Source organism: Arthrobacter sp. (assembly GCF_031179985.1).
GTDB lineage: Bacteria > Actinomycetota > Actinomycetes > Actinomycetales > Micrococcaceae > Arthrobacter.
Window position 1 is genome coordinate 38,956 of the sequence record NZ_JAPSHJ010000026.1, and the last position, 11,673, is coordinate 50,628.

General features: G+C 62.4%; 12 protein-coding genes and 1 pseudogene. 2 read left to right on the forward strand and 11 right to left on the reverse strand.

Annotation, left to right across the window (positions count from 1 at the left end):
• Nucleotides 1-92 precede the first annotated feature (92 nt).
• Nucleotides 93-341 carry an SCO4226 family nickel-binding protein gene (locus RIN13_RS13050; RefSeq protein WP_309107770.1) on the reverse strand — a complete coding sequence of 83 codons (249 nt, stop codon included), beginning with the start codon at nt 339-341 and terminating at the stop codon, nt 93-95.
• 110 nt (nt 342-451) lie between these two features.
• Between RIN13_RS13050 and RIN13_RS13055 the strand changes: the two genes are divergently transcribed.
• The gene (locus RIN13_RS13055; protein WP_309107771.1) at nt 452-1,396 is read left to right on the forward strand and encodes a phosphotransferase; all 945 of its coding nucleotides are present in this window, start codon (nt 452-454) and stop codon (nt 1,394-1,396) included.
• Between the two features lie 206 nt (nt 1,397-1,602).
• On the opposite strand, the gene RIN13_RS13060 is transcribed toward RIN13_RS13055, so the two are convergent.
• The 6 genes from RIN13_RS13060 to RIN13_RS13085 all read right to left on the reverse strand — a co-directional run bounded on the left by RIN13_RS13060 (nt 1,603) and on the right by RIN13_RS13085 (nt 7,214).
• Nucleotides 1,603-2,193: a serine hydrolase gene (locus RIN13_RS13060; protein WP_309107772.1), complete on the reverse strand. Its 591-nt coding sequence runs from the start codon at nt 2,191-2,193 to the stop codon at nt 1,603-1,605.
• Nucleotides 2,194-2,452: 259 nt separating this feature from the next.
• Nucleotides 2,453-3,577, reverse strand: a complete 1,125-nt coding sequence (locus RIN13_RS13065; protein WP_309107773.1) for an FAD-binding oxidoreductase — start codon at nt 3,575-3,577, stop codon at nt 2,453-2,455.
• An 85-nt stretch (nt 3,578-3,662) separates the two neighbouring features.
• Nucleotides 3,663-4,721: a Gfo/Idh/MocA family oxidoreductase gene (locus RIN13_RS13070; RefSeq protein WP_309107774.1), complete on the reverse strand. Its 1,059-nt coding sequence runs from the start codon at nt 4,719-4,721 to the stop codon at nt 3,663-3,665.
• Nucleotides 4,721-5,491, reverse strand: coding sequence for an amino acid ABC transporter ATP-binding protein (locus RIN13_RS13075; RefSeq protein WP_309107775.1), 771 nt, complete (start codon nt 5,489-5,491; stop codon nt 4,721-4,723). The genes RIN13_RS13070 and RIN13_RS13075 overlap by 1 nt, the downstream gene beginning before the upstream one ends.
• A complete protein-coding gene (locus tag RIN13_RS13080; protein ID WP_309107776.1) occupies nt 5,488-6,276 on the reverse strand; it encodes an amino acid ABC transporter permease in 789 nt (262 codons plus the stop codon). The genes RIN13_RS13075 and RIN13_RS13080 overlap by 4 nt, the downstream gene beginning before the upstream one ends.
• Nucleotides 6,277-6,344: 68 nt before the next feature.
• A complete protein-coding gene (locus tag RIN13_RS13085; RefSeq protein ID WP_309107777.1) occupies nt 6,345-7,214 on the reverse strand; it encodes an ABC transporter substrate-binding protein in 870 nt (289 codons plus the stop codon).
• 180 nt (nt 7,215-7,394) lie between these two features.
• On the opposite strand from RIN13_RS13085, the gene RIN13_RS13090 reads away from it, so the two are divergent.
• Complete coding sequence (locus tag RIN13_RS13090; protein WP_309107778.1) at nt 7,395-8,501, forward strand: LacI family DNA-binding transcriptional regulator; 1,107 nt, start codon at nt 7,395-7,397, stop codon at nt 8,499-8,501.
• Nucleotides 8,502-8,518: 17 nt separating this feature from the next.
• Here the strand turns inward: RIN13_RS13090 and RIN13_RS13095 are convergent, their stop codons facing one another.
• From RIN13_RS13095 to RIN13_RS13110, 4 genes and pseudogenes are all read right to left on the reverse strand, one after another.
• Nucleotides 8,519-8,836, reverse strand: a complete 318-nt coding sequence (locus RIN13_RS13095) for a metalloregulator ArsR/SmtB family transcription factor (protein ID WP_309107779.1) — start codon at nt 8,834-8,836, stop codon at nt 8,519-8,521.
• Nucleotides 8,833-9,309 carry an SRPBCC family protein gene (locus RIN13_RS13100; protein ID WP_309107780.1) on the reverse strand — a complete coding sequence of 159 codons (477 nt, stop codon included), beginning with the start codon at nt 9,307-9,309 and terminating at the stop codon, nt 8,833-8,835. Before RIN13_RS13100 ends, RIN13_RS13095 begins: the two co-directional genes overlap by 4 nt.
• An 80-nt stretch (nt 9,310-9,389) precedes the next feature.
• Entirely contained in the window at nt 9,390-10,793 is a 1,404-nt protein-coding gene (locus RIN13_RS13105) for an NAD(P)/FAD-dependent oxidoreductase (protein ID WP_309107781.1), read from the reverse strand.
• A gap of 182 nt (nt 10,794-10,975) precedes the next feature.
• Nucleotides 10,976-11,542: pseudogene (locus RIN13_RS13110) on the reverse strand (ATP-binding cassette domain-containing protein); the annotation flags it as partial.
• Nucleotides 11,543-11,673: the final 131 nt, after the last annotated feature.

Consider the following 11,673-nt stretch of genomic DNA (forward strand, 5'->3'; position numbering starts at 1 on the left):
CGGCCTTCCAGAAGAGCGGGGCAGAGGAAAGCGGCAGGTGCCGGGACAACCGGTACCTGCCGCCTTCTGAGCTTTAGCTGCCTTGCCGTCAGTCACACTTTCAGCGGCAGCTCATGAACTTCGTCTGCGCGGTGACCTGTACGTTCGTGAATCCGCTGGACAGCTTCGGCTGATGGGGCCTCTGACAGGCAGTAGATGACACCGTCTTTCGGGTCCGCCCATGCGTTCTTGAAATTGACGTTTTCTTCGGCCTGGATGGCTAGATCAGCTGCATGGGCTGCTTGGAGGTCCTCCCTGGTCAGCCCTTTCATGTTGTGGTGAACATCCATATATTCCGGCATGGTTCCTCTCCTTAGCTACGGCCTGCATGGTTTGCAGTGTGGAGTTAAGGGAGACGCTAGGCCTCTGACATCACACCGTCAATAGTCTTGTCGTGGGGAATAATAGGCCAATGCAACCCGAGTGGAGTACCCGCATCAGCTGGCCCGATGTGCCAGGACATGTGAGGGCGGGCATCGAAGAGATCCTGGGAGCTCCCGTGCAGGAATGGACCAGCCAGCGGGGCGGATTCTCCCCGGGTACGGCAGACAGGGTACGAACCGTTTCGGGTCAGCAGGCCTTCGTTAAGGCCGTGGGCACGGCCCAGAATGAGCACTCGCCATCGATCCACCGGAAAGAAGCGGCCAATACCGCCGGCTTACCTCCCGAGGTGCCGTCACCCGCTTTAATTGGAACGTTCGACGACGGCGAGTGGGTTGCCCTTATCCTGGCTGATGTCGAGGGACGTGCCCCGCGCGTTCCGTGGTCCATGGCCGAACTGACCGTTGTGCTGGATGCGCTGCTGGATCTTGCCAGCACTCCGGTCCCTCTATCCTTGGCACATCTGCCGCTCCTTGACCATGAGCTTCGTGACGCCTTTGATGGATGGGCGCGTGTGAGGGACGAAGAGCCCGAAAGCTGCGACCCCTGGATCCTGGGTAACCTGGATGCCCTCGAAACACTGGCCGCACAAGGCCTGAAGGATCTCAGTGGCAGCAGCCTGGTGCATGGGGATATCCGGGCCGACAACATTCTCATCACAGGCAACAACAAGGCCGTCCTTGTCGATTGGCCTTGGGCTTGCATCGGCGCTGGCTGGATTGACGGCCTCTCACTGTTGATCAATGCCCGGCTGTTTGACGCAGACTTCGATGTTGAGTCCGTGCTGCTTTCCCATCCGGTCTTCTCAGGGCTTCAGCCCGGCAACGTCGACGGTGTACTGTCCGGACTCGGCGCCTACTTCATTGATGCCGCCCGTCAGCCGCCGCCCGCGGGACTTCCCTCTGTCCGTGCATTCCAGCAGCAGCAAGGCGACGCTGTGATCGCCTGGCTCCAACAGCGCGCCTGCATCAGGTAACCAGAGCCGGACAGAGCCGCGTCGGAGAGAACTGCAGTGAATATCCCAACACTGCTGCTCGTGGATCTGGACGTGGTGATTTCCGAAGCTGAGGGTGTGAAGAAGCCGGATCCATCCCGCGGACGGGATTGGCCTGACGGCCTTGAACCGCCGTCCCTGCCAGGCACAACGGCTGCTGACGTTATCAACGCGATTGTGATGCCTCGTCAAACACGGGGTGTCAGGAGGTTCTGGGTGGGGTCGTACGTGATACCGATGGAAGCGGCATATTGAATGAGCCGCGGGAAGCCGATCTCATCCATGAGGAGCAGCCACGAATCGTCATTGCTCGAGTTGATCATGGACTCCAGCTGGAAGGCCGCGGTGTAATTTCCAAGAGGCTCATCCAGCTCCAGATCTCCACTTTCCACGAGGCGGTAGTACGCAACGGCAGTGAGGACCTTGGCTGTGCTGGCCGCGAGATACGTGGACACGTCTCCATACAGGCGCACCTCCCCGCTCTGTACGTCTCCCAACGCCACGCCGATCCTGAAATCTGCGTTTGCAGCGAGGATCTGCTGAATCGCGTCATCCAATTCCTCTGTCATGCCCCGTGATGACTGCCCTGGCGTGGATGATTCCTGGGGCAGTTCCATTCCGGCGTCATCTGTGTCACGCGCTTCCGCCTGGCTTGGCCCCGGTAGGATTCCTGGGGCGTCCGGAACCGACCGGATAGCTGCCAAGGCCAAGGTGACCAGGATGATGGCGCCAGTGATTGTCCAGAGCACCACCAGGCGGGCCGCTGCTGCTGAAGTCATCCCGGGTCCTCCACACCAGCCGGCAGGACCGCCGGCTGCATCAGCGGATTCGTGTTGACGCCATGAGGAGGCGTCCACTGCACCGAATGTAGCCCCGGCTTCAGCCATTGTCCATGAAGGCTTAGTCGGGCTTTGCGAGAAATGGGAGTGCCGCACGCATCCCCCCAATACGCGGATGCGGGCGGCACTCCTGCTGTTGGAGCCAGTGACTCCTGCTTGTTGCTGAGACCCTGCTTATGGTGAAACTCTTCTGATACCCCTACTTGTTGAAACGCTCGGGGCGGAATGTGGCCAGCATCGGGTGTTTCTTGCCCGACATGATCTCCTCGGCCATCAGCTCCCCGGCGATGAGGCCAAGGGTCGCTCCGGAATGTGTGAAGGCCACGAAGCAGCCTGGGGCCTTGTCCAGTTCGCCGAACACCGGCTCGCCGTCGCCCGGGATCGGCTTGCGGCCGATCTTCCAGGATGCGGGCTTCAGCTCAGGGTTTCCGGCTACCAGCTTGGAGGCTTCGTCAGCAAGCTCCTGCACCACTTCCTCTGGGATGGTGAAGCTGCCGTCCGGGAATTCGCTGATCTGTTCCTCGTACCAGTCGTGGTCCAGGGCCAGCGTGCCGCCGGGGTTGGGACGGACGGCGGCCCGCGGGGTGTTCAGCACTGCGGAAAGGGAGTGCTCCACGGGCTTGGTCACAACCAGCATCGCGATCGGGGAAGCGTTGGGGATCTCGACGCCGAGAGGCGCCACGACCGCGGGCGTTGCCGCTCCGCACGCAACCAGAACGGCGTCCGCACCGTAGGTCTCGCCGTCGGCTGTGGTCACACCGCTGGCGACGCCGTCGGTGAGAACCACCGACGCTTTTCCGGCGTTGGTGACCAGCTGGCCTCCGCGTTCGTGGAATTCGTCCATGAGGAAGTCCACCAGGTCGGGGAGGCTGACCCAGCCCTCACCCGGATTGAAGATGGCGTTCTCCGGAATAGCGGAAGCATTTATTCCCGGCGTGACGGAGCCGATCGCGGCCGGTTCGAGCAGCATGGAGTCATAGCCGATCGACTTCTCATAGACGTGCCGTGCCTCGGTGACTTCGGACTTGTCTTCGGCATTCCACATGAGACCGCCGCCGAACTGCAGCCATTCCCGGTGGGGATCGGCAGCGAAGAGGGTCCGGTAACGATCGACGCCGGCCATCCGCAGTTCATGGTACGGACGGGAGCGTTCCCCGGCGGAATTCAGCCAGGAGAGGGACCGGCCGGTCGCCTCGCTGCAAAGCTGGCTTTCGGTGATCAGGGTAACGGCAGCACCTGCCCGCAGCAGATGGACAGCGGAGGAAACGCCGAGGATTCCGCCGCCGATAACGGCAACGTGCTTGGCGGAAACAGCGGATGACATAACGGGCTCTCTTTCTTCAGAATAGGAAATAATCAGGGGGCAGCTGCCCGGCCAGGAAGGCCAGGGAAGCAAAGGGCCTGTGGGGCTAGCTCTGGGAGTGGATTTTCTCGATGATCCGGAGTGCTTGCACTGATTCTGCAGGGTCCACGGGCAATGGTCCTCGACCCGGAAGCGCATCAGCCAGGGTCCGGTAGAACTCGGGATACGCGCCGCGCTCGGGCCGCACCTGCTCCTCCGAGCCGTCAATACCAAGCCGGCCCCAGGTGCTTTCGGGTTCCACGCCGTAGTGCGGATCGGAGGGACGGACTCCGGCATCCAAAGCAGGTTCCTGCCCGTCCAGGCCCCACTTGGTGTAGCCGGACTTGGTCCCGAGGATGTGGAAACGGGCTCCTGCCTGGGCGGCGGCCCCGTTCATCCACAGGCGTGACCGGACGCCGGACGTGTGCAGCAAAGAGACGAAGGCCTCCTGGTCCGCACCGCCCTTCCCCCGCGAGTCCCCGTGCGCCGAGGTTTCCCCGTAGCTCTCCTCAACAGGGCCAAAAAGCTGGATGGCCTGGTCGATCAGGTGCGCGCCGAGATCATGGAGGATTCCGCCGCCGTCGCTAACCGGGGTGGTATCCCGCCAGTTGCCGAACCCTTCGGGCCGCCACCATTCAAAGCGGGATTCGAAGGTGCGTACATGACCCAGCGACCCTTCCTTTAGGAGTTTCCGGACCGTGAGGAAGTCGGCGTCCCAGCGCCTGTTCTGGAAGACGGTGAGCCTGACACCAGCTTCTGCCGCACGGGAGATAAGCTCCTCGCCTTGTGCTGAGGTGGGCACAAAGGGCTTGTCCACCACCACGTCCAGTCCACGGTGGATCGCCTCAACCGCCAGACCGAAGTGTGTAACCGGAGGCGTCGCGAGGACAATCAGGTCCATTTCCGCGGCGCGGTCAAAGAGCTCCTCAACTGTTGGGACGACGTCGGCTGCGGGATAGCTGCTTTTCGCCTGACGGGAGCGCTCGGGATCGGCCGTGACAATAAAGTCCAGCGAGTACCGGGGATCGGAGGCAATAAGCGGTGCGTGGAAGACGCGTCCCGAAATCCCAAAACCGACGACGGCGGTCCGCACGGGATCGCTGTTTTTTACGCTAGGAACCGTCACTACAGCACCTCGGAGAGGAAGCGCTGAAGGCGTTCGCTCTTCGGGTGGTCGAAGAGTTCGGCCGGGGTGCCGGCCTCAACCACTTCGCCCTCGTCCATGAACACCACCTGGTCAGCTACTTTGCGGGCGAAGCCCATCTCGTGGGTCACCACCAGCATGGTCATGCCGCGGCGTCCGAGCCCGGCCATGAGGTTCAGAACACCCTTCACGAGTTCAGGGTCCAGTGCGCTGGTGACCTCGTCGAAGAGCATCACCTCGGGTTCCATGGCAAGTGCCCGGGCGATGGCGACGCGCTGCTGCTGGCCGCCGGAGAGATCCCGTGGCCGGTGGTCAGCACGTTCCGCCAGGCCCACCTCGGCAAGGCTGCGGCGCGCCCGTTCCCTGGCCTCCGCCTTTGACATTCCCCTGACGCTCCAGAGTGCCAGGGCCACGTTTTCGAGTGCAGTGTGGTCGGGGAAGAGGTTGAAGTGCTGGAACACCATGCCGATGCGTCGGCGAAGGGTGTCCGGTTGGACGGCCAGGGCGCTCTTGCCTGCCAGCAGGACATCTCCGCTATTGGGCTCATGGAGCCGGTTGACGCCACGCAGCAGCGTTGACTTGCCGGAACCGGAGGGTCCGATGATGCAGGTGGTGGTGCCAGGAGCCACGTTCAGGCTGACGTTACGGAGGACCTCAATGTCGCCGTAGGCCATGGTGAGGTTCTTCAGCTCAAGGCTGGAGCCGTGGAACGTGTGGATCTGAGGTGCGGGGATGTTGGTGCTGGTGCTCATGTGTTGCTCCCGGTGATGAGGGGCGATGCCGCGTCCAGTTCTTTGACTTCCTTCAGTCCGCTGCTGGGAGCAGCAGGCCGACGGCGTCCGGTGCGGAAACGGTTGTCGAAGTAGTTCACGAGGTGCGTCAGGGGCACCGTGATGATGAGGTAGAAGATTCCGGCCATAACCAGGGGTGAGAGGTTGCCGGAAAGGACTGCGGCGTCCTGGCCGACGCGGAACAGCTCGCGCTCGCTGACCAACAGGCCAAGGAAGTACACCAGGGAGGAGTCCTTCACGATCGCGATGAATTGGTTGACAAGAGCGGGCAGCACGCGGCGAATGCCTTGGGGGACCACCACGAGGGCCATCGACTTGGCATAGCTCATACCCAGGGCGCGGCATGCTTCGCCTTGGCCCTTGTCCACGCTCTGGATGCCGGCGCGGAAGATCTCGCCGATGTAGGCGCTGGCGATCAGGCTCAAGGCGATGATGCCCAGCGGATAGGGGGAGGGGCCGAAGATCGATTGGCTGAGCCGGGCGAAGCCTTGGCCGATCAGCAGGATGGTGAGGATGGCCGGAAGCCCGCGGAACAGGTCCGTGTAGATCCGGGCGGGAATGCGCAGCCACTTCGACGGCGATATCCCCATGACTGCCACGATCATTCCCAGTACCAGGCCGATGGCCGTAGCTGCAATGGAGATGATCAGGGTGTTCATGAGTCCAACCCCGAGGAGTTGGGGGAGGACCTCGGCCATCGCGCCGAAATCGAAGAAGGTGCGAATGATGGTGTTGAGCCAGTCCATGGGTTGCTCTCAGTGCTAGTAACGAAGGGTGGGGAACCGGGCGGGTCGGGACGGCCCGCCCGGACTGCTTACTTAGTTGCGGTCGGCGTCGGGCTGGAAGTCTGCTCAGCCTTGGGAAGGTACTGTTCCGGCATCGGGGATCCCGGGAACCACTTCTGGTAGAGCTTCTTCCAGGTGCCGTCCTCCATGGCCTCGGCAAGACCCTTGTCCAGGGCTTCCTTGAATTCGGTCTTGCCCTTGGCGATGGCGAAGCCTGCCGGTGCATCGAAGGAGGGAATATCGGCGGCACTGACCAGTCCGAACTGCTCCTGGTAGGCCTTGGCGGCCTCATAGTCCAGGAAGTGAGCGTCAACGGCCCCGCTGTTCACTGCCGAGATGGCGGTGTTGTTGTCCGGGAAGCGCACCAGGTTCGCTGACGTGAAGTTCTTCACTGCATAAGCTTCCTGAAGGGTCCCCTGGACAACGCCGAGGCGCTTGCCGCCGAGTGCGTTTTCGTCGGTGATTCCGGAGGTCTTGGTGGTGACGACGGTCAGGTAACCGGCCAGGTAGCCGTCGCTGAAGTCCACGGTTTCCTTGCGTTTGTCCGTGATGCCGATGGCTGCAACGCCAACGTCGAACTGGCCGTTGGCGACGGCGGCCAGCAGGCCGGAGAAGTCCTGACCGGTGAACACCACGTTGTCCACACCGGCACGGTTCGCCACGTCCTTGAAGAGTTCGACGTCGAACCCGGTGAACTGGCCCTGGGCGTCGGTGAAGGTGTACGGCTTTGAGTCTCCCAGGCTGGCCACGCGGATGGTGCCGGGTTCGATCAGGCCGTACGGGTTGTCAGCTGGAGCCGCGGCGGGGGTGCCTGAGCCGCCACAAGCGGACAGGGCAAGGACAGCGGCGAGGGCCGAAGCTACGATTCCGCCTTTGCGGCGGTTGTTTCCTTTGAACACGTTATTCCTATCGGGGGTGTGAGTTGGGGAGCCCGCAGTTTTGCGGTATTCAGATTTTCCTGCGGAATCCCTTGTGGAGTCCGGTCTCAGTGCTTACGATTGAGACCGGACTCACATGGGGTTGTTTTCGACTGTAAGTCATCTCACAAACCCTCGTCAAGAGGTTTCGGAAAGGCAGTTATGAAAAATTCTTCCTCCCGGCAGCGCGACACCACTGTGGCGGATGTCGCAAAGGCCGCGCAGGTTTCGAAGGCCCAGGCCGCCCGGGCGTTGGGCAATTATGGGGCAGTCAGCGATGATGTGCGCGAGCGGGTGCTGGCTGCGGCGGAAGAGCTGAACTATCGCCCCAATGAGCTCGCCCGGACCATGAATACGGGAAAATCGAACACCATAGGCGTTGTGGTGGGGGACATCGAGAACCCCCATTTCGGCTTGGCCATGCGGGGGATCTCGGACACGGCGAAGGCCGCCGGGTTCGACGTCATCCTGATCAACACCGGCGAAGATCATGTGGCTGAGGTGGATGCCGTACGGGTCTTGCTGGAAAAGCGTGTGGACGGACTGATTGTGGCGCCCGCCTCCTCGGCCGAGTATGAACATCTGCGGCGGGTCCACGACGCCGGCAGGCCGCTGGTCCTTTTTGACCGGAAGGCGCCGGGTTTGGATGTGCCGGTAGTTGCCGCTGACATGACGCCGGTTGCCCGCGAATCCACGGCATATCTCATCGAGTCAGGTCACCGGCAGATCGCCTTCATCTCCACCTTGGAGTTTGAAGGACCGTACCGGCATGGCATGGGGCTGGCCTCCTCGCAGATCGCTGAGCGGATTGACGGGATGAACCAGGCGCTCCGGGAGGCAGGACTGGATCCTTGTGAAGAATTGGTGCGGCTGAATGCCGGGGACGCCGACTCCATCAAGGCCATCGCTCGCGAGCTGCTGTTGATGCCGGAGCCGGCGACGGCGTTGATCGCCTCTGACGGCCTGGTTGCCTTGAGCGTTGTGGAGGCTGTTCAGGAACTCGGCCTGCGTATTCCGCATGACGTCTCATTCCTGATGTACGACGATTTCCCTTGGACTAAGCTCACCACGCCGCCGCTGACCGTGATCTCGCAGCCCGTCTACGACATTGGCGCCTCCGCTGCGGATGCTTTGATCCGCCTGATCAGGCAGCCAGGGAAAGTCATTGAGCTGCCCGTATTTCAGGCGACGCTCAAGCACCGGGGATCCGTTGGCGCCCCGGTGTCCCAGCGAAAGCGGAAGCGGGAGAGTGCCGCTGCAGCCTCCTGATTGAGAGACCCTGCTGCTTATAGTCCCTCTGCGATCCGCTTGATTGCAGAGAGGCGGCGGTCCCACTCATTGCCGATGCTCTCGAGGCGCCGCGCCGTCTCACTGAGCTGCGCGCCGAGCACACGATAGCGGAGTTCGCGTCCGACGCGTAGGGACTCGACCAGCCCGGCCTCCTGCAGCACAGCAAGGTGTTTAGCGATTGCCTGGCGGGTGACCGGCAGGCTCCCGGCGAGGGCTGACGCAGATGCATCGCCCTCGCCAAGGGCCGCCAGGATACTCCACCGGGTTTCGTCTCCGAGAGCGGCGAACACCGGAACGAGGGTGCTTGTGGTCACGATCCGCCCTCGAGGTAAGCGACCAGCTCGTCCAGCTCCGCGTCCCATCCTCCGCGGTGGCTTTCCATGGCAGAGGAGGGGTCGGTGTGGGTTTCAAAGCCCGATTCGACCACTGTCAGCTGCGTGCCGCCGTCGTGCGGTTCGAGAGTAAAGCGGAACAGCGTGGAGCGGCTGGGGTCGATTGGTGCGTGGGGATCGGCCTGCTCATTGCTCCAGCGGTAGGCGATCATCCGTGGGGCGTCCAGCTCTTCGATCCGCACGGGAACGTCGCCGTGGCCCTCGAAGGAGAAGACGCCGCTGGCGCCGACGCCCGCGCCGTCAAGTACTGCGGACTGGCCAAACCATTTCGCAATATGCCCGGGCTCAGTAATGGCAGCCCAGACTTTTTCGATGGGCGCTTCGATGGAAATGGTGCGCCTGACAATGAGTTCGTCCGCGTCGATGACGGAGGGCTGGTTTGTGGTTGTGGTCATGATTCCTGGTTCCTTTCGATGATGTGCTGCAACCATATAGTTGCATCACATCATCGATAAAGCAACCCCCGGGTTGCAGTTCATGTGCCTATGGGCTCGTGGGAGGCCTGCTCCCGTAACGCAACGCGGGCTGCCCGGCCAATGATGGCGCTGTAGGTGGGGTAAGCGAACTTGACGCGGGCCAGGGTGGCAAGGTCGGTGCCTGCTGCCATGGCGGACGCGACAGCCTGGATCACTTCGACGGCGTTCTCGCCAACAGCGTGAGCACCAAGGATCAATTCCCGATGCCGGTCTGTAACGAGCTTCAGGAAGCCGGTTTCACGATCATCGATGATCGGACGCTCCACCGCCGCATACGGAACGGTAACGGAGCGGCACTCGGAGTCCCGCTTCCGGGCCTGCTCCTCGGTAAGGCCTACCCCCGCATAGTCAGGGTCGGTAAATCCTCCCTCGGGCAAAAGATGGTGGGGAGTGGTCCGATTGGCGCCCAAAACCGCATTGCTCGCCGCCGTTTCACCTTCAAAGACTGCGGCCTGCACCAGCATGCTGGTGCCGTTGGCGTCCCCGGCCACAAATATGTGCGGAACGTTGGTGCGCAGGTAGTCGTCCACCGGGATGAAGGACCGCTCAGTCTCCACCCCGGCGGCTTCCAGGCCCAGTCCGGGGATGTTGGCCGGCCAGCCGGCTGCCATGATCACGGCGTCAACATCTGCGGTGAACGCTTCTCCGTTCTTCGTCCAGGTGATGCCGAAACTTCCGTTGGCTGATGTCCTGGTAATCCCTTCGATTCCTTGGATTCCCGTCTCCACCCGGATCCCCTTCGAAAGGAAGCTCTGCCCCACAAAAGCGGCGACGTCGTGGTCCTCGGTCAACAGCAGGCGCTGAGCGACGTCGAGGAGCAGAACCTCAGACCCAAGAGCGTTGAAGATGGTGGTCAGCTGCGCGCCTGTATGGCCGCCGCCGATGATGGCCAGTCTTCCAGGAAGCTCCGTCAGAGCCAGTACTTCATCGGGGAGAACGGAGAAATCTGCGCCCGCAATGGGAAGCCGCCTTGCCGCGCCACCGACACAGAGAATAAAGGAGCGTGCGCTGAGTTCCTGCCCGTCGACGTCAACTGTGTGCTCTCCCGTAAACATCGCCTGGCCGGAGAAGAGATCGATGCTGAGCCGTTCCATCATGGCGTCGTATTGCTTGGCCTGGAGGACCCGCTGCACGGTCTCCTGGACGCGGGTGACTGTCTTCTTCCAGTCAACTGCGGGCTCCTGCACCACGATTCCGTAGTCAAAGGCTGTTCTGACTTCGCGATACAGCCGGGCAGTCTTGGCCAGCACACGCGTGGGTACACAGCCTGAGTTGAGACAGGTTCCGCCCAATGCAGAACGCTCGACGACGGCCGTTTTGGCGCCCAGTTCCGCGGCGCGTTCAGCCGCAGCCATTCCGGCGGGCCCACCGCCGATAACGAGGACATCGTAGGTGTAGTCCATGAGCTGCTCCTTGAATCGGCTGGCCTCGGCTGGTTTACACGGTACCGGAGCGTTCGGAACTTTGGCCCAGGGAGGACAGGAAAGTATGCGGACAGCAACTGTCCTCAGGGCTACCACTGGGATCACGTTCAGGGCAGGACCTGTCCTCGAGCCACCCTGGCCTCGAAGTAACGTGCCCCCAACTACCTCGACGACGTGTACAGCTGGCGGACCAGATCTTCGATGTCAGGCTCGTGCAACGACAGATCTGCCACCTCTGCAGTTGCTGAGACAGACGCCAGCAGGACGGCCGCAGAGAGCTGACGCGGATCAAACGCGATGCGGTGCCGGATACCCTCCGCCTCGGTTCCCAGATGCACTGCACCCGTGGGGAGGACGAGGTCTGCACCATCCAGCGGCGCGACGAAATCCACCACCATCGTCCGCCGCGCTTCCGCCACATCTGAAAGGCCGGTGAGAGGCCCGTCAAAGGCGATAGCGCCGTCGTCCACTACCAGAACCCGCTGGCAGAGACGCTGGACGTCACTCATGTCGTGGGTGGTCAGCAGCAGGGTGGTGCCGTGTTCACGGCGTTCAAAATCCAGGAAGCGGCGCAGGCTTTCCTTGCTGATCATGTCAAGGCCGATGGTTGGTTCGTCCAGGATCACCAGCTCGGGCCGGTGCAGGAGCGCGGCTGCAACCTCGCCCCGCATCCGTTGCCCGAGCGAAAGCTGACGCACGGGGGTAGTGAGGAAAGGTCCAAGTCCCATGTGTGGCTGGTCGCCGCCGCCCGGCCGGAACCCGGACATCCGGCCCGGGCCGTGCTGAATCCTCCGCTCATGCGGCCGGTGTCTTAGGCGCCAGTACCTTCAGGGCCGTGCTCCCGACCCCGTCGGGACCC